Origin of the sequence: Niallia sp. FSL W8-0951 (assembly GCF_038006525.1) — a bacterium.
GTDB classification, from domain to species: Bacteria; Bacillota; Bacilli; order Bacillales; family Cytobacillaceae; genus Niallia; species Niallia circulans.
Map to the genome: position 1 here is coordinate 361,259 of NZ_JBBOVK010000002.1, position 18,149 is coordinate 379,407.

14 protein-coding genes are annotated in these 18,149 nt (G+C 36.6%); 1 reads left to right on the forward strand and 13 read right to left on the reverse strand.

Annotated features, from left to right (window positions below):
• Nucleotides 1–273: 273 nt before the first annotated feature.
• From NSS71_RS21710 to NSS71_RS21750, 9 genes are all read right to left on the reverse strand, one after another.
• Nucleotides 274–2,103: an ABC transporter ATP-binding protein gene (locus tag NSS71_RS21710; protein WP_095259140.1), complete on the reverse strand. Its 1,830-nt coding sequence runs from the start codon at nucleotides 2,101–2,103 to the stop codon at nucleotides 274–276.
• Nucleotides 2,066–3,823: an ABC transporter ATP-binding protein gene (locus tag NSS71_RS21715; protein ID WP_047941758.1), complete on the reverse strand. Its 1,758-nt coding sequence runs from the start codon at nucleotides 3,821–3,823 to the stop codon at nucleotides 2,066–2,068. Before NSS71_RS21715 ends, NSS71_RS21710 begins: the two co-directional genes overlap by 38 nt.
• A gap of 294 nt (nucleotides 3,824–4,117) precedes the next feature.
• On the reverse strand, nucleotides 4,118–5,737 hold the full coding sequence (locus NSS71_RS21720; protein WP_341152034.1) for an ABC transporter substrate-binding protein: 1,620 nt from the start codon (nucleotides 5,735–5,737) through the stop codon (nucleotides 4,118–4,120).
• A 51-nt stretch (nucleotides 5,738–5,788) separates the two neighbouring features.
• The gene (opp4C, locus tag NSS71_RS21725; RefSeq protein ID WP_047941760.1) at nucleotides 5,789–6,712 is read right to left on the reverse strand and encodes an oligopeptide ABC transporter permease; all 924 of its coding nucleotides are present in this window, start codon (nucleotides 6,710–6,712) and stop codon (nucleotides 5,789–5,791) included.
• A gap of 12 nt (nucleotides 6,713–6,724) precedes the next feature.
• Nucleotides 6,725–7,675, reverse strand: a complete 951-nt coding sequence (locus NSS71_RS21730) for an ABC transporter permease (protein ID WP_082138299.1) — start codon at nucleotides 7,673–7,675, stop codon at nucleotides 6,725–6,727.
• A 15-nt stretch (nucleotides 7,676–7,690) separates the two neighbouring features.
• The gene (locus tag NSS71_RS21735; protein WP_047941761.1) at nucleotides 7,691–8,704 is read right to left on the reverse strand and encodes an ABC transporter ATP-binding protein; all 1,014 of its coding nucleotides are present in this window, start codon (nucleotides 8,702–8,704) and stop codon (nucleotides 7,691–7,693) included.
• Nucleotides 8,701–9,723, reverse strand: a complete 1,023-nt coding sequence (locus NSS71_RS21740; RefSeq protein WP_047941762.1) for an ABC transporter ATP-binding protein — start codon at nucleotides 9,721–9,723, stop codon at nucleotides 8,701–8,703. Before NSS71_RS21740 ends, NSS71_RS21735 begins: the two co-directional genes overlap by 4 nt.
• Nucleotides 9,724–10,083: 360 nt before the next feature.
• Nucleotides 10,084–11,298: a M20 family metallopeptidase gene (locus tag NSS71_RS21745; protein WP_336045068.1), complete on the reverse strand. Its 1,215-nt coding sequence runs from the start codon at nucleotides 11,296–11,298 to the stop codon at nucleotides 10,084–10,086.
• Nucleotides 11,299–11,344: 46 nt separating this feature from the next.
• Nucleotides 11,345–12,550 (reverse strand): amidohydrolase, encoded by a 1,206-nt coding sequence (locus NSS71_RS21750; RefSeq protein WP_047941764.1) that lies wholly within the window; start codon nucleotides 12,548–12,550, stop codon nucleotides 11,345–11,347.
• A gap of 606 nt (nucleotides 12,551–13,156) precedes the next feature.
• Here NSS71_RS21750 and NSS71_RS21755 point away from each other — a divergent pair.
• The gene (locus NSS71_RS21755) at nucleotides 13,157–13,918 is read left to right on the forward strand and encodes a class I SAM-dependent methyltransferase (RefSeq protein WP_095259138.1); all 762 of its coding nucleotides are present in this window, start codon (nucleotides 13,157–13,159) and stop codon (nucleotides 13,916–13,918) included.
• Nucleotides 13,919–14,015: 97 nt separating this feature from the next.
• Here NSS71_RS21755 and NSS71_RS21760 read toward each other — a convergent pair whose 3' ends face one another.
• The 4 genes from NSS71_RS21760 to NSS71_RS21775 form a co-directional block, all read right to left on the reverse strand.
• Nucleotides 14,016–14,738, reverse strand: a complete 723-nt coding sequence (locus tag NSS71_RS21760; protein ID WP_047941766.1) for an amino acid ABC transporter ATP-binding protein — start codon at nucleotides 14,736–14,738, stop codon at nucleotides 14,016–14,018.
• Nucleotides 14,735–15,391 (reverse strand): amino acid ABC transporter permease, encoded by a 657-nt coding sequence (locus tag NSS71_RS21765; RefSeq protein ID WP_047941767.1) that lies wholly within the window; start codon nucleotides 15,389–15,391, stop codon nucleotides 14,735–14,737. Before NSS71_RS21765 ends, NSS71_RS21760 begins: the two co-directional genes overlap by 4 nt.
• 162 nt (nucleotides 15,392–15,553) lie before the next feature.
• Entirely contained in the window at nucleotides 15,554–16,363 is an 810-nt protein-coding gene (locus NSS71_RS21770; protein ID WP_061799928.1) for a basic amino acid ABC transporter substrate-binding protein, read from the reverse strand.
• Between the two features lie 228 nt (nucleotides 16,364–16,591).
• Nucleotides 16,592–17,938: an aspartate kinase gene (locus NSS71_RS21775; protein ID WP_047941769.1), complete on the reverse strand. Its 1,347-nt coding sequence runs from the start codon at nucleotides 17,936–17,938 to the stop codon at nucleotides 16,592–16,594.
• Between the last annotated feature and the right edge of the window lie 211 nt (nucleotides 17,939–18,149).

Sequence of the window (18,149 nt, forward strand, 5' to 3'; positions counted from 1 at the left end):
CAATAATTTGGTCAATTGTTTTCACTTTCAACATCCACCTTTGTATATAACGAGCTATTTTCGGATGGTTGACATGCACCGAATCTATCTTTATTGTAAACAATAATGACCGGTCAGTCAAATATCATTTCAAACAAATATTTTTTATTTATAAAATAAGAAACAGCACTTCCCTTATTCCTTCAATATCAGCTCTAAGGAGAGAAGTGCTGTTCTTTATATATCTACTATCTACACTGACCAACCGGTGCAGCCCCATTTTATTTTTATAATCTAATCAACTGTCTCTGAGAATTGGTTTTGATGTAGTTCATAATAAAAGCCTTTTTTCTCCAATAATTCTTCGTGAGACCCCTTTTCGGCTATCATCCCTTTATCCAATACTAGAATCAGATCCGCATGTTTAATGGTGTTTAATCGGTGAGCAACAACAAAGCTCGTTTTCCCTTTCATCAACCGTTTTAAAGCATCTTGAATTTTCACCTCTGTGATTGTATCAATGCTACTTGTTGCTTCATCCAGAATAAGAATAGATGGATCTGCTAAAATTGCTCGAGAAATGGATAATAGCTGCTTTTGTCCTTGACTAATTCCGTTTCCATTAGCAGAAAGAATCGTATCATATCCTTCCGGAAGATGTTCAATAAAGCCATGAGCATTGGCCTGCTTTGCTGCATACTCCACTTCCTCATCCGTAGCATTTAACCTGCCATACCGAATGTTTTCCCGGATGGTCCCTTCGAATAGATAGCTATCCTGAAGAACAAATCCCATATGCGAACGAAGACTCTCTCTTTTTATTTTTGTAATCTCCTGTCCATCCACTAATATATTTCCTGCGGTTGCATCATAAAATCTCGTGATAAGCTGGATAATAGTCGTTTTTCCAGCTCCAGTGGGTCCAACCAAAGCAATTGTTTCACCTGGGTTTGCCTTAAAATCAATATCTTTTAAAATTTCTTTATTTACCTCATAAGAAAAAGAAACATGCTTAAACTGAACTTCTCCTTTCATTTCTTCCATCACGGCTGCTTTCTTCTCATCTACTTCTTCTCTTTCTTCATCTAATACGTCAAATACTCTCTCTGCACCCGCAATGGCAGATAACAGTGTATTAAATTGATTCGATAAATCATTTAAGGGTCTAGTGAACTGTCGGGAATATTCAACAAAGATGACAATAACCCCAATAGATACAGTACCTGATTTGAGGGCTAATAGCCCGCCAACCCCTACAATTACTGCATAGCTAGCATTGTTTAACATATTCATCAACTTTGGAATAAAGCCTGAATAGACTTGTGCCCAATACGCAGAATTCTTAAGCTTATCACTTTTTTCTTTCATATCATGAATCACTTTTTCTTCTAAAGAAAAAGTTTTTACAATTTTTTGTCCTGAAATAGATTCCTCAATAAATCCATTTAACTCCCCTAAATTCTTTTGCTGTTCCTTAAACAATATACTTGTTCTACTCGTAATCCACTTCATTCCGATAAACATAACTGGCACAATAGTTAAAGTCAGGACGGTTAATAACGGGCTGAGCAATAACATAACGACTACTGTCCCAACTAATGTGATAATACTAGAGAAGATTTGGATAACAGAGCTATTTAAAGTAGAACTGACATTTTCAATATCATTTGTAACACGACTCATCAATTCTCCATGCTGCTTTTTGTCAAAATAACTTATCGGCAGCTCATGAAATTGGTGGAATAAATCCGCTCTTAAGCGAAAAACAGTTGTTTGTGAAATTCCAACCATCCAATAACTTTGCAAAAATAATGCAACAGAATGAAAAAAGTAAATACCACCAAGGGCTATTAGCATTCCTGTAAAACCATCTAAATTTCTATTGACAATAAAACGATCAATAGAAATTCCTAAAACATATGGTCCCAATAATCCTAATGCACAGCTCATTGCCACCATCACTAAAACAAGAAATAATAATCCCTTTTTTTGTGCAAGATAGCTCCATAATCGGTATAAGGTCTTCCCCATATTTTTTGGTTTTTTCCCTTTTTTAACAACTGTGGGATCTGGCTTTAATTTAGGTTTAGGATAGCGAAATGGATCGGTTAGTTCCCTTTGCATTCTCCCACTCTCCTTCCCCTAGTTGTGATTCTACTATTTTTTGATAAAGGTTGTTTGTCTTCCATAACTCATCATGGGAAGCAAAACTTACAATCTTTCCATCTTCAATCAGCATTATTCTATCTGCCTTCATCGCAGTAGATACTTTCTGCGTAATGAGCAGAAGGGTACATTGATAATCAGCAACTGCATCCAGCAGCTTTTTTTCTGTTTTTAAATCTAATGCACTTGTACTATCATCTAGCAGGAGAATACTTGGCTTTCTGACGAGTGCTCTTGCAATGGAAAGGCGTTGCTTTTGTCCTCCGGATAAATTAACTCCCTTTTGTCCAATTCTCGTATCATATGTATGAGGCATTAACATAATGGTATCGTGAATTTGGGCATCTTTTGCAGCTTGCACTACTTCATCAAAGGTCGCATCAGGATTTCCCCATCTTATATTTTCTTGAATGGTACCCGTAAAGAGCATCGATTCCTGTGGTACATATCCAATTTGCTTTCTTAGCGTATTTAATGAATATGAATCCACTCGTTTATCGTCGATCAAAACGCTTCCTTCTGTTGGTTCATAAAGACGTGGAATTAATTGGAAGAGTGTTGTTTTTCCTGAACCTGTTGCTCCTAATATAGCAATTGTTTCTTTAGGGTGGATGGTAAAGTGCAGATTCTCTATCGTATTCCTTCTATTAGATGGATAACGAAAGGATACATGCTGGAACTTAATTTTTCCTTTCAGTTTTGAGTCCATACTTTCATCTGGATTATCCTTATCCTGTTCTTTCTTATCAATAATCTCTTGGATTCGATCAGCTGAAGCTTTTGAACGAGAAATAACCATTACTAACATACTTACTACAGAAATCGATGTAGTGATTCTTAATGTATAATTGATAACGGCAACTACTTCACCAATCTGTGCCTCACCTGTGTTTATTTGTCCGGATCCAATCCAAAGTATGGCAATAATACATAGATTCATAGCGAATAATAAGAGCGGCACAGTAGTTTCCATAATTCGGAGCGCCTTTTGGGTAAGATTTTTTAAATCCTCGCTTGTATGCATAAAACGATTTCTTTCAAACTGCTTACGGATATATGCTCGGATAAGCCTCACTGCTGTTAAATTCTCCAGCATCACACTGTTTACCTGATCGAGTTTCTTTTGAACAGATTGAAACAGACTTCTTCCTATTTTAATAACCCAAATAAACATAACCACAATAAGAGGAATCGTAATCGCCAATATAAACGCCAGTTTCACATTAACTAAGAAGGACATAATGATTCCACCAACGATTAAAAGCGGTGCCCTTAATAGAAATCGCAATCCCATAAATATCGTGTTTTGTAATTGTGTAATATCATTCGTTAATCTAGTGATCAAAGACGAACTTGCAAAAACATTACTGCTTGAAAACGTAAAATACTGAATGATTTGATATAACTCATTCCGAAGACTATAGCCAAAATTCTGACAAACATGGGAAGAATAGAATGTATTAATTATTCCAGCAGCAAAGGCTACAAGCGAAAATAATATCAACAATCCTCCCCAAATTAACACTACTTTTGTATCTTGATGAGCCAAGCCATCATCAATTATCTTTGCCATAATCAATGGCTGAACCAGTTCTACCGCAAGTTCGGTTAACATTAGTATAAGTGCTATTGTAATACTTAGTTTATATACTCGAAGTCGACCAAATATTTTTGACATTATTCCCTCCAGCCTTTACTCTAATTGAATTTACTACTTAATATCCTATCATCGATGAAATTTATTTAGATTTGCTAAACATTATTTTTATCATACCTCTTTTTAGTAAGTTAGAAAACATCATTCAGAATAAAATTAATTCAGTATATTTTATTACATGTACACATGCCACCTTCTTTCTTAAAATCAAAAAAAACCGAACAATTATACAAAAATTCCAGATTAGAATCTCTGTATAATTGTTCAGGTTTAAATTTGTTGGAAATACTTATGCTCGAGCCGCTTATATCGCTTTTAGTTTACACCAGCTAACGACCATTTATATAATTCATTATGGAAACCAAATACCTTTGGTGATCCCACAGCTACATCTTTAGAAACTGCTCCAAAGTCATAGTCAGAATACAATGTAAAGATCGGCAGTTCATCACTCCAAATTGCTTGAAGCTCATTATAAATCTCTTTACGCTTTTCTGTATCTGGTTCTTGTTTCCCCATTGCTAATAGTTCATCTACCTTTGGATTGTTATAATTTGTATAGTTACTTGATCCCGCAGAACCATAGATTGTTGTTAAATCTGGATCAATAGTATTAGTGAAGCCAATTAGCATTAAATCGTAGTCGCCTGCTCTCGCTTTTGACATAATCGTTGGGAAATCATACGTAGTTGTATTTAGTTTTAATCCAACCGCTTTTAAATTTTCGGCAATAATATTGGCTGATTGTTCCCGCACTTTGTTTCCAATCGGAACAACAAATTCTATTGTCTTATTGAAATCCCAGCCTGCTTCTTCTAATAACTGCTTCGATTTCTCTGGATCATACGTGTATGTTTCTAATTCTTTATCAAGATAAGGGCTGATGGATGTATACGGACCGTCTACAATTTCTCCTTCTCCCTTTAGTAATTGATCGACAATTTTTTGACGATCAATAGCATAAGCGATTGCTTGTCTTACTTTCTTATCTGTGATGGTTTCCATATTAAAACTCATATTCTGATATCCATATGTTTTATCTGTTGTGGTTGTTACATTGTCAAATCCTTTTACTGTCTCAAAGTCTTGCACTGCAATTTTTCCAATCCCTCCTGCAGCATTCATTTGAATTTCGCCTGTCTGCAATTGAGCTACAAGGTTTGCTGCTGGCATGATTTTCACAAATAGTTTATCCAGTTCTACATCCCCTAAATAATAGTCATCATTCCTAGCATATTCTACATATTGATCTTTTGCATATTTAACAAACTTAAAAGGACCATTCGTTACGGTCGGCTTCATCATAAAAGGATCCTTTTGGAGATTTTCCGGAGCAATATTCTTTAACTTATGTTCTGGAAGAATCATAAATTTAGAACCTAATTGTTCTTTCACCATATTTGGATCGACTGGGGCCTTTGTCTTAAATTGAATTGTTTTCTCATCAACAATGGTTATAGATGGTATTTCTGTTTCTCCTTCTGGAAGCTTGCCATCGTCTGTTAATCCATCTAATACAGTTAAATAGGCTCCAACAGCTGTTTCCGTCTTTGGATTAGCAACTAAATTTAACGTAAAAGCAACATCCGCAGACGTAACAGGTGTTCCATCTGTCCAATTTGCATCCTTATTAATTTTGATTGTAAATGTCTGATTATCCTCTGTTTCAAAGGACTCAGCTAGCTTTGGTGTAAACTCCAAAGGACCAGTCATCTCTAAAAAAGTATCAAACATAAATTTTTCTAACCATGATGCTGCAATATCAGAAGAATTAATGGGATTAAAACTAACTGGAGCATTTACAAGCCCCAAATACATCGTATTTTCTTTTGCACCACCACCAGTTGAAGCTGGATTATTTACACCCGAGCACGCTGAAAGTAATACTAAAATGACAATGGAAAATAGACTAAATATCGTTTTAAATTTCTTCATTGAATGTTCCCCCATCTATTGTTCTAGAATAGTAATAAATGCATCTCCTCATCATTTATGGCTCTTGGGATCCATTGCATCTCGCAAACCGTCCCCCATAAAATTTATGGATAATACAGCAAGTAATATCATGACTCCAGGCGGAATCCATAACCAAGGCTGTGTTGCCAATACAGTAATGGATTGAGCTTCATTAAGCATATTCCCCCAGCTTGCTGTAGGAGGCTGAACCCCCATCCCTAAAAAGCTCAAGGATGCTTCCATAATAATGGCAGACGCAATGCCAAATGTAGCATTAACAAGAATCGGCGCAATGCAATTCGGAAGAATATGTTGAAAAACAATTTTTGGCGTGGAATACCCTAAAGCGACACCTGCTTTAACATAATCCATTTCTTTAATTGTTAATACACACCCTCTTACTAATCTTGCAATCGATGGCCATCCGAGCAAACCTAATACTAAAATAACGTTAAATAGACTTGGCCCCATTATACTTACTAGAACCAAAATTACCATTAAATACGGAAATGACATGAACACATCTGTAATACGCATGATAACCATGTCCACCCATTTTCCAAAATACCCCGCAATCGCTCCTAGTATAGTACCAATAGCAACATAAATCGCCACTGCTCCGACTCCTACTGATAAAGAGACTCTAGCAGCATATAATAGTCGGCTAAACAAGTCCCTTCCCACTTCATCTGTACCAAGAATATTATTAGCAGAAGGAGCAGACGCAAATTCGCCATCAACAGAATATGGATTATGCGGTGCAATTACTGGAGCAAAGATTGCAATCAGAACCATTAATGAAAAAATAATGAGACCAACAACGGCCAACTTATGTTTAAAAAAACGTTTTGTTATTAGTTTTAGATAGCTTTCTTCATTCCCCAATTGATTTTGAACAGGAATCACCACATTAACTTGTAATTCCGTATCCACTTTCACATTAGGAATACTCATATGCACTCCTCCTTAGTTATACTTAATTCGCGGATCTACTACGGCATATAAAATGTCAGCAAGTAAATTCGAAAATAGGACAGCAAGTGCTGCAATAAAATTTATCGCCATTAACGTAGGATAGTCACGAGAGGAAATCGACTGGATTGTTAGTTGTCCTAAGCCTGGCCATTGAAAAATTTGCTCCGTTACTACTGCGCCGCCTATTAAAATTGGTATTTCCATTCCGATAATTGTAATAATAGGAATTAACGCATTCTTTAATCCATGCTTATTGGTAACGATAAACTCTTTTAATCCTTTCGCTCTTGCTGTCCGCAAATAATCTTGCCCCATTACTTCCAACATGCTGCTTCTGACATAGCGAACCGTACTGCCTGCAATCCCGGTTCCTAATATAGCGGCTGGCATAATGAGGTGAAACAATGTATCCATAAATCCTCCACTGCTTCCCAATGTAAACATGCCACCTGTCGGTAAGATATTTAAAACAAGTGCAAATACGTAAATACTTCCTAATCCTAAGAAAAAGTTAGGAATGGATACACCTAAAAATGAAAAAGTAGTAGTTAAATAATCAATCCAAGAATACTGCTTTGTTGCACTCAAAATTCCTATTGGAATGGCAATAATATAAGCAATAACTAAGGCAGTGCTCATCAGGAGCAACGTGGGGCCAACACGATTTAGCACTAAATCTAATACAGGTTCATATGTTGTATAGGAAAATCCAAAATCTCCTTGCAAAAGATTTCCAAGCCATCTAAAGTATTGAATATAAATAGGATCATTAAGACCTAATGCTTCTTTCTTTGCATCAATATCCGCCTGAGTAGTATCTGGATTAATATACATATCTACCGGGTTACCAGGAGCCAAGTTAATAATAATAAAGTTAAATACCGTTACCCCCAGCAACACTGGAATAGCAATCAATAATCTCCTGATAATATATTGGAACAAATGAATCTCCCTCCTTTAACGTAGTGGAAAATGACAGGCAACTGAATGATTTGCTCCATCTAATAGCGGCTCCTTCTCCTTACACATAGCTTGTGCCATAGGACATCTAGTATGGAACCTGCACCCATTTGGTGGATTTGCCGGACTTGGAACATCTCCTTCTACCACAATCCGCTCTCTATTTCGAAGATGAGGATTAGGAATCGGATAGGCACTTAGCAACACTTGTGTATAAGGATGCTTTGGATTCTTAAAAATCTCTTCAGTCTTTCCAATTTCCACAATTTTGCCTAAATACATAACGGCAATTCGATCACTAATATACTTAACTGCTCCTAGACCATGTGCAATAAATAAATAGGTTAAATTAAATTCCTTTTGTAAATCCTTTAATAAATTTAGTACTTGCGCTTGAATAGAAACATCCAATGCTGATACCGGTTCATCGCAAACAATCAATTTTGGGTTTAGCATAAGGGCTCTAGCAATCCCTACCCTTTGTCTTTGACCGCCAGAAAATTCATGAGGATATCTGCTTTTATGAAATTTAGTTAATCCTACTATTTCAAGCATTCGATCTACCTTTTTACTTGCTTCTTCTTTTGTCGCAAGTCTGTGGGCAATTAAAGGCTCTGCCAATAAATCACCGATTCGCTTTCGCGGATTGAGAGAAGAATAGGGATCTTGAAAGATGATTTGCATATCTGTGCGAATTTTTCTTAATTCCTTATTTTGAATGGCGGCCATATCTCTTCCTTCAAATAAGACTTTCCCATCTGTCGGAGGATCTAGCTTCACAATAGCTCTGCCAGTAGTGGATTTCCCACATCCAGATTCACCAACAAGGGAAATTGTTTCCCCAGAATAAATGGAAAAATCAAGACCATCTACAGCTTTTACATGGCCAACTGTTTTCGATAATATCCCTTTCTTAATTGGATAATATTTCTTTAAATTTTGGATTTCTACTAATGGCTGCATTTGTTCTTTGAATATTCCGTCTTTTTCAGACAAGATTTCTACACTCATATCTTAACCTCCCTTTCCTCTTCCAGCATGTTGCCTTGTTGCTGAGTCTCATACAACCAACAACGAACCTTGTGATCCGCTTGATTGTCTATGCTAATATGGGGAGGCTTTTCGGCAATGCACTTTTCAGTGACGTAAGGGCAGCGAGTATGAAATCTACAGCCTTTTGGCATTTGCTGTAATGTCGGAACAGAGCCTGGAATAGAATATAATTTTTCTTGGGAATCATACTCTAAATGTGGAATAGATTCGATTAAGCCTTTGGTGTAAGGATGCTTTGGCTCATCAAAAAGAGTAAAGACATCTGCCTCTTCTACCACCTGCCCGGCATACATGACAATAACCTTATCAGCCATTTCCGCAATAACTCCTAAATCATGGGTAATCATCATAATCGCTGTCTCTGATTCGTTTTTTAAACTTTTCATTAATTCAAGAATCTGTGCTTGAATGGTTACATCTAATGCTGTTGTTGGTTCATCTGCGATTAGAAGCTTCGGTTTACAAGATAGAGCCATCGCTATCATTACCCTTTGCCGCATACCTCCAGAAAGAGCGTGTGGATATTCATCAATAATTACCTCTGCTCTTGGAATTCCTACTTTCTTCAGCATTTCTACCGCATAGCTCTTTGCTTTTTTGGCATTTAAGCCCATATGTAGACGAATTAGTTCCACCATTTGATTTCCAATTGTAAAAACCGGATTTAAAGAAGTCATTGGTTCTTGAAAGATCATCGAAATTTCATTTCCTCTAACTTTTCGCATCTCCGCTTCCGTTAGTGTCGTTAATTCTTTCCCCTTCAGATTTATCGTTCCCTTTTTGATATAACCATGTTTTCCTAACAGTCTCATAATCGATAGGGAAGTAACACTCTTACCACAGCCTGACTCTCCTACAATACCAATAGTCTCTCCTGGCTTAAGCTGAAAAGTAACCTCCTCTACCGAAATAACCTCCCCCTTATCCGTTCGAAAAGCTGTTTGCAATTTCTCCACCTCTAAAATATTCCGCACCATACTTCCCCTCCTTCACGTAAAGCGTAAGCGCCTTGCTCATCAGCGTACAAACTGGAGAATCATCGACTAAGATAAAGGAAACACAGTGAACGCTAGTGAACTGATGTTGACTTATCGTAGGGAGATGATTGGAAGTTTGCTAGCTGATAGGCGCTGGAGCTAGATCGTTCTCTGACTTAGAACGTTTTTCCCTGTTATTTCGTAAAGCGTAAGCGCCTGTTTATCAGCGTAAAAACTGGAAGATCACCGACTGAGATAAAGGAAACACAGTAATCGTAGTAAACTGATGTTGACTACGAAAAGAGGTGATCAGAAGTTTGCTAGCTGATAGGCGCTTATCGCTTGTTAGAATACTAGACTTTAGATTGTAGAGCTGTTCACCAAAGCCTCTTTCCTTTCTGTATTCGTGTAGTAATCTACTAGACTTAAAAATATCTTAGCTGTATGGAGCATGGCCCTTTCATCAAAAGTAAACTTTGGATGATGATGAGGATAAATTGCCTCTATATCTTCGTTTCTAGCCCCTACTGAAAAGAAACATCCAGGTCGATTTTGTAGATAATAAGAGAAATCTTCTCCACCCATTCCTGGTTTTTCTATTATGACAGGCTTGCTTTCTGGCAAGGCATTTATCAAACATTTTTCGAGTATATTTGTTTCATCCACTGTATTTACAGTAGAGGGATAGCCTTTTGTATAATTAAATTCAAAAGTTGCATGGAATGCTTTACATACCCCTTTAATTAGCTGCTCCATTTCTTCTATAATCAATGATCGTACATCTTCATCAAATGTACGAACGGTTCCAGTTAAATCAGCTGTATCTGAAATGACATTTCCCGCATTTCCTGCATGAAATGATCCAATGGAAATAACTGCGGGCTTCTGTGGGTTTACTCTTCTGCTAACAATATGTTTAAGTTGATTGGCAATTTGGACGCCAACTGCAACAGCATCAATTGTTTGATGGGGAGATGCCCCATGTCCACCTTTCCCTTGAATTTTTAATTCAAATGCGTCACTTGCAGCGGATACTGGTCCAATTCTATAAAGGACACTCCCTAGTTCACTGCCAGAGGCTAAATGAGCACCATAGACAACATCTACACCATCTAAACAGCCATCTTCAATCATGGCAATGGCTCCCCCTGGCGGTGATTCCTCCGCATGCTGGTGTAATAGCACTACATTCCCAGCCAATTCTTCCGCATTATCCTGAAGAACCTTTGCTACTGCCAGCAATGTAGCTGTATGCCCATCATGTCCACATGCATGCATCACACCTGGAACTTTCGATTTAAAAGCTACATTCTTTTCATCCTGAATCGGTAAGGCATCAAAGTCTGCTCGTAAGGCAATCGTTTTTCCAGGCTTAGCACCGTAAATCTTACCTACAATCCCATTTCCACCAACATTTCGTCTTACTTCAATTCCGAAGCTTTCCAACAGATCACCAATCATCTTACTTGTATTAATTTCTTGAAAAGATAGCTCTGGATTTTCGTGTAAATATCGTCTCCACTCTACCATTTGCTCATACATAGCTTCAATTTCTTCATACCATTTCTCTAGCATCTCAATCGCTCCCATCCCATTACATTAATTTTCGAAAAGATCTTTCTTATAGAACTGGTTCAGCAAGGTTTTCTTTTACTTGGATCGATACATAATTATCGACAATACTCAAAAATGCTTTTCCAGCATAAATCATTGCTCTTTCGTCAAAATCAAACATTGGATGATGATGAGGATAAGCTTTTCCCTCTGAGACTTTTGCTCCTGTATGAAAAAACATACCCGGCTTTTCAAGCAAATAATAAGAAAAATCCTCTGCCCCCATGATTGGTACGGAACGAACTAACATATTCTTATCTAATGAATTTTCTATAACCTTTTCAAAAACTTCTACTTCTTCCTCATGATTATATACAGCTGGGTATCCCTTTATATAATTAATCTCAGCAGTAGCCTGCATGCTCTCACAAATCTCATTCACCATTAATTTGATCTCTTCTTCCATAAATAAACGCAGATCTTTATCTAGTGTTCGGACGGTTCCTGTCATCACAGCAGTATCAGCAATGACATTTTGCGCCTTTCCTCCATGAAAGGATCCTACAGATAGTACAACGGGATTTAATGGATCTACACGTCTGCTCGCAATATATTGTAGCTGGCTGACTAGCGCCGTTCCGACCGCAATCGCATCCACTGTTTCATGAGGAGCGGAACCATGTCCACCCTTTCCTTTAATGGTAATTTCAAATGCATCTGCTGCTGCTTGCGAGTATCCGGGTTTATAATAATATTTTCCGAGTTCATTTAATGAGGAAAGATGTGCCCCATAAACGACATCTACATCTTTTAAACAATCGTCTTCAATCATTGCTTTTGCTCCACCAGGTGATAATTCTTCAGCATGCTGATGAAGCAGTACAATATTCCCGGCAATACTATCCCTATTATCTTGAAGTACTTTCGCCACCGCTAAAAGAGTAGCTGTATGTCCATCATGCCCACATGCATGCATAACTCCTGGCACCTTCGATTTATACGGTACATCCTTTCCATCCTGGATTGGCAATGCATCAAAGTCTGCTCGCAGCGCAATCGTTTTGCCAGGTTTGGCTCCATATATTTTCCCAACTACTCCTCTACCACCAACATTTCTCCTTACTTCAATACCGAATCCTTCTAAAATTTCAGCAATCATTCTTGGTGTTTCCACCTCTTGGAAAGATAGTTCTGGGTACTGATGAAAATGTCTTCTCCACTCAACCATTTGATCAAACATCTCGGCTAATTCACTATGCCATTTTTTTAACATACTACCCCTCCTAATAAATTTGCTTATGAATAAGGAATACTTCTTGAGAAGTTAGAAAAAATGCAGCTTAACTATATCCCTTAATTTTGATTTCTTTTATATTAACGGTAATTTCAAGCAATGTATAATAAGTTTTTTTAATCATCAAAATATTCAGAATAAATTAACAACCTCTTATTTTTCCTATCATCCCTATTTATTAGGGTTGTTATCGTTTACATTATTTATTTTCTCCTACTAAATTAATTCCTTTCTCCTAAGGGGGTTCTACCACATGCCCATCAAGTAAAAAATGCTTGTTCCCCAAAACGAGAAAAATATTACTTTTCTCTAAAACTAATAAAATTTTATCCAAGTTCGATGAACTAGGGTGACACCTCATTTAGAGATGATTTAAGAATGTATATATACCTTTATTCAGCATAATAAAAGATCAATTATCAAAATATTGTGTTATATTTTTATTATCTCTTATTGAAAGCGAGTGAGTTATTATGACAGTCCGTTCTTTCCAACTATCAATTAAATACAGGGTACGGAGGGGTTAATATTAGAAGTTTCTTTAATTAAAAATTTTCCGTATACAAAAATGGAGGAAAATACTATATGTTTAGTTATTATAGTGCACTTTGTACTGAGCTCTACGATTTCACAAAGCCTGTGGGGTACTCTTTAAATGGGGATATTGAATATTACCAAGAACGGTTAAAAAATTGTCAGGGACGTATTCTAGAAGCTGCAGTTGGCTCAGGACGTTTTATTATTCCACTTCTTGAAGCGGGATATATAATTGATGGAATTGATTATTCTCCTGAAATGTTGAACTCTTGTCGTAAACGTTGTGAAGAAAGAGGATTAAGCCCTAATTTATATGAAGATAAATTACAGGGATTTTCATTGCCATTTAATTATAAGGCAATTATTATTCCTACAGGTTCCTTTTGTTTAATAGAAAAACGAGAAGACTCTCTAAACGCATTGAAGTGCTTTTATAAACATCTTGTTCCAGGAGGACGCTTGATTGTTGATCTTCTATTACCTCATGATTGGAAAACAGGAGAGATTTCTACTTCAACTTTTTCCCTACCTAACGGGGATGGGATTACGCTGGAAAACAAATCGATTGAAATGGATTGGCTAAATCAATTTACTATTTCCTACTTGAAATATGAGAAATGGCGTAAAGGAAAGTTGATTCAAACCGAGTTACAACGTTTTGCGCTGCGTTGGTATGGAATCGAAGAATTTAAGCTTATTTTGGAAAATATCGGTTTCTCTGATATTACGTGCTCCGCTGATTATGTTTACGAGAAGCAACCATCAAATGCAAGTCAAATCATTACTTTTGAAGCTGTAAGAAAACAATAACGGTAAGATTAACCTTATAAAAACATGTGATAGCACACCTATACAAAAAGACAAGTAAATCTCCTTCAATAGAAGTTTCACTTGTCTTCTTGCCACTTTATAAGATCTTACTTAAGAAAGAAATGGTACGTTCCTCTTGCGGATGTGTAAATAACTCTACTGGTGTATTTTCTTCGACTACATATCCACCGTCCATGAAAATCACACGATCTCCAACTTCTCTTGCAAATCCCATTTCATGCGTTACTACAATCATCGTCATTCCTTCCTTGGCAAGTTCCTTCATCACTTCCAATACCTCTCCTACCATCTCTGGATCTAACGCAGACGTCGGCTCATCAAATAACATAATACTTGGTTCCATTGCTAGTGCTCTCGCGATGGCGACACGCTGTTTTTGTCCACCAGAGAGTGAATCAGGATATACATTTGCTTTATCCTCTAAGCCCACTTTTTTCAATAATTCTAATGCCTTTATCCGAGCATTTTCTTTTGAGACCTTCTTTACTTTCATAGGTGAAAGCATAATATTTTGAAGAACTGACTTATGTGGGAATAAATTAAACTGTTGAAACACCATCCCTACATCCTTACGTACTTCATTAATATTTGTGGACTTATCCGTAATATTCTTCCCATTAATATGAATCGTTCCGTCCGATATACTTTCTAGTAAATTGATGCAACGCAAAAAAGTTGATTTTCCCGATCCGGAAGGACCAATAATTACGACGACCTCCTGCTGGTTAATAGTCATACTAATATCCTTTAATACTTCATTATCTCCGAAGGACTTTTTTAATTTTTCTACAACAATCATTCTGTTTTCAACCTTCTTTCCAAACGAGTTAAGAAGAAGCTTAATGTTAAGGTTAAAACAAGATAAATAACAGCTACTGTTAAATATGGCTCCCAAACTCGGTTATACTGTCCCATCATCAGCCTTGCATAGTACATTAACTCTGGAGCAGCAATAACAGCTGCTAAAGAAGAATCTTTAATTAATACAATAAATTCATTGCCTAACGGGGGAATCATTCGTTTAAAGGACTGAGGAAGTACTATGTATCGCATTGCCTGTACATGCGTCATCCCTAAGGATCTGCCTGCTTCCATCTGACCACGGTCAATGGATTCAATTCCAGCTCTAAAAATCTCCGCAATATAAGCAGCTGCGTTAAGTGATAATGCAACAATTGCTGCTATCATGGCATTGGTTGTATTTAAAAATAATGGGATAAATCCAAAATGAATGATTAGGATTTGTACAAAAAGAGGGGTGCCGCGGAAAATAGCAATATAGCAACGGAAAGGAAAAGCAATCCATTGATTCTTTGCTATTTTGCCAAGGCCGATTAATAAACCTAAAACCGTTCCAAATACTATTGCATACAAGGATAATTGAATGGTCACTAATATCCCCTTTTTAAATAAGTCAGCATACTCTAAAATAATCGTAAAATTAAAATCCATTACCTCTTCTCCTCCAAAGACCACAAAATGACTGACATTCAGCAGCACAGGCATTCAGAAGGAACATTCCCTCACTAAGAACAATCTAGAAGAAGTATTGTGCTCCCTCCTTGTCAAAGCGGGTAATGCCCCTCCTGAGTACCTTCCTCATTTGCGACTCTTCTATTGTTGTGCTTTTAAATTTTCAATGTCTGGATCTTGCCCAAACCATTCTTTATATATCTCTGCATATTTACCATTATCAAAAATAGCATTAAGACCTTTGCTTAAATCAGCTTCCATCTCACTATCTTTCGGGAACATGAATCCATAATATTCTGATTCAAATCCTTCTTTATCCTCAATCACGATAAAGTTATCTTGCGGATTATTTTTAGCATATGCTTCTAATACTGCATTATCTGCCACAACAGCATCAGCACCCTGATTCTTCATTTCCAAAATAGCTAAATTATTATTTTCAAACTTTTTTACTTTTTCATTGCCATTTCCTAGGAGCGCATCGACTGCATCTGCACCTGTTGTTCCTGATTGAACAGCAACAGTCTTATCTGTTAGATCAGCAGCTTTCTTAATATCAGTACCTTCTGGTGCCAAAATTTTATTCGTACTTTCAAAATATGGAACAGAGAAATCATAGGATTTAAGTCGGTCATCGTTTATTGTAATGGCTGATAAACCAACATCCGCTGTGCCATTTTCTAATTCTGCAAAGAGTGGGTCCCATCCAACGTTGACAATTTCAAAGTCATAGCCAGCTTCCTCTGCTGCCGCTGTGAAAATATCGACATCGAAGCCAATAATCTTGTCTTTATCCATATACTCAAATGGTGCATAAGCCGCATCTGTAACGACTCTTAATTTCTTTTTGCCATCTCCATCACTATTTGCTTTTTCTGAACCTGTCCCACATGCTGCTAAAACAAGAACAATCGATATAAATAAAGCAAATAAAATGCCGTTTTTCCTCATTATAAATCCCCCTCTTTTGATTAATTGAAAACTGTATATTAAAATAATATAGAATTTTCAATTAATTTAAAATAAAAATTTTTCCATTTGCTTTATTACTAATAATGCATTCATTATAACTTTTTGTTTATTTATATACAAGAAAACTATTTGAATTTTCGTAAAATTTCATAGATAAAACAAGAAGTCCCTCTTTCTGGTTTAAAGAAGGAACTCCTTTTTCTCTTTCTATACAAAAAACTCTTCATACAAAGCTTTTACAGCTTTTTTGACAACTGTTTCTTTTACTCCGAACATCATGCTTACTTCAGAAGAACCTTGGTTAATCATTTCAATATTCACTCCCGCTTTCGCGAGTGCTGTGGATGCACGGGCATTTGTACCGATATTACGTCGCATCCCTTCCCCTACAAGCATGATAAGCGCTAAATCGTGTTCTACTTTTATTTCTTCTACTTGTAGTTCCTCGGATATTCTGGTCAAAATCTCCTGTTCGCTTTTTCTTGTCAATTGATCTTGGCGTAAAACAATTGTTAAATCATCAATTCCAGACGGCATATGTTCATACGAAATATGATAATCCTCTAATATTGATAGAACTTTTCTGGCAAATCCTACTTCACGATTCATTAAATATTTACTAATATAGATGGAACAAAATCCCTTATCATTAGCAATACCAATTACAGGACCATTGATATTATTTCTTGAGGAGACTATTCTAGTTCCTGATGCGGATGGATTATTTGTATTTCTCACTTGAACAGGAATACCTGCACGATACGCCGGAATTAAAGCTTCAGCATGAAATACAGAGAAGCCGGCATATGATAATTCACGCATTTCCCGATAAGTAAGTTCCTTAATTTCTTTCGGCTGCGTTACAATGGAAGGATTTACAGAGTAAACAGCATCCACATCTGTAAAGTTTTCATACAACTCCGCTTTCACGCCATTGGCGAGAATCGCTCCCGTAATATCTGATCCACTTCTTGAAAATGTCACTACATCTCCCGCTTCGCTGTAACCAAAAAAACCTGGAAATACAATTATTCGCTTCTCTTCTCTTAAGGAATATAACCGATCATAAGATTCAGAAAGCACTTGAGCATTTCCGGGATCATCACTAACAATCAAGCCCGCTTCCTTTGGACTAATATAAATGGCATCTAATCCTCTAGTTTTAAAGAAATGTGCAACTAATTTAGCATTATTATCCTCTCCGCTGGCCTTCATTGCTTCCATAAAAGCATCTTTATTAGAGTATTTATTTATTAAATCCAATAAGTCGTTTTTAATGTTTGTTATAATATCACTCGATAAGTCCAATTCTTTAGCAATACTAGCATATCTGTCTAATACTTCCTCTAAATAAGGAGAATAATCACTTCCATTTACTACTGCTTGCGCACATTGGATTAATAAATCTGTTACCTTCGTATCTGAATCATATCTTTTTCCAGGTGCAGACACGACGACAATCCTTCTCTCCTTATCTGCCTTTACTATTTGTAATACCTTTTCCAATTGCTTCCCTGTAGCTAGAGAACTACCCCCAAATTTGACAACCTTCATTTCGCCAACTCCCACTGATTGTTAAATAGTAACAATTTTCTAAATTGTTCACTATGGCTATTATCACTATTTCATGATAAATAATCAAGTCATTTCCACTCTAAAAATACATTTGTTTTTATAGAGTGAACAATAATATTTTTTCACTTGGCTTCTTCTCTATGAATATTAAAATAAAACTGGTAATTAATGTTATTTTTCATTTTGAGAT

Coding starts and splice junctions, on each gene's coding strand:
- NSS71_RS21760 (WP_047941766.1), bottom strand. CDS start 14,738: ATGATTGTTGTAGAAAAATTAAAAAAGTCCTTCGGAGATAATGAAGTA.
- NSS71_RS21755 (WP_095259138.1), top strand. CDS start 13,157: ATGTTTAGTTATTATAGTGCACTTTGTACTGAGCTCTACGATTTCACA.
- NSS71_RS21720 (WP_341152034.1), bottom strand. CDS start 5,737: ATGAAGAAATTTAAAACGATATTTAGTCTATTTTCCATTGTCATTTTA.
- NSS71_RS21750 (WP_047941764.1), bottom strand. CDS start 12,550: ATGTTAAAAAAATGGCATAGTGAATTAGCCGAGATGTTTGATCAAATG.
- NSS71_RS21735 (WP_047941761.1), bottom strand. CDS start 8,704: ATGAGTGTAGAAATCTTGTCTGAAAAAGACGGAATATTCAAAGAACAA.
- NSS71_RS21710 (WP_095259140.1), bottom strand. CDS start 2,103: ATGCAAAGGGAACTAACCGATCCATTTCGCTATCCTAAACCTAAATTA.
- NSS71_RS21765 (WP_047941767.1), bottom strand. CDS start 15,391: ATGGATTTTAATTTTACGATTATTTTAGAGTATGCTGACTTATTTAAA.
- opp4C (WP_047941760.1), bottom strand. CDS start 6,712: ATGAGTATTCCTAATGTGAAAGTGGATACGGAATTACAAGTTAATGTG.
- NSS71_RS21740 (WP_047941762.1), bottom strand. CDS start 9,723: ATGGTGCGGAATATTTTAGAGGTGGAGAAATTGCAAACAGCTTTTCGA.
- NSS71_RS21770 (WP_061799928.1), bottom strand. CDS start 16,363: ATGAGGAAAAACGGCATTTTATTTGCTTTATTTATATCGATTGTTCTT.
- NSS71_RS21715 (WP_047941758.1), bottom strand. CDS start 3,823: ATGTCAAAAATATTTGGTCGACTTCGAGTATATAAACTAAGTATTACA.
- NSS71_RS21775 (WP_047941769.1), bottom strand. CDS start 17,938: ATGAAGGTTGTCAAATTTGGGGGTAGTTCTCTAGCTACAGGGAAGCAA.
- NSS71_RS21745 (WP_336045068.1), bottom strand. CDS start 11,298: ATGCTAGAGAAATGGTATGAAGAAATTGAAGCTATGTATGAGCAAATG.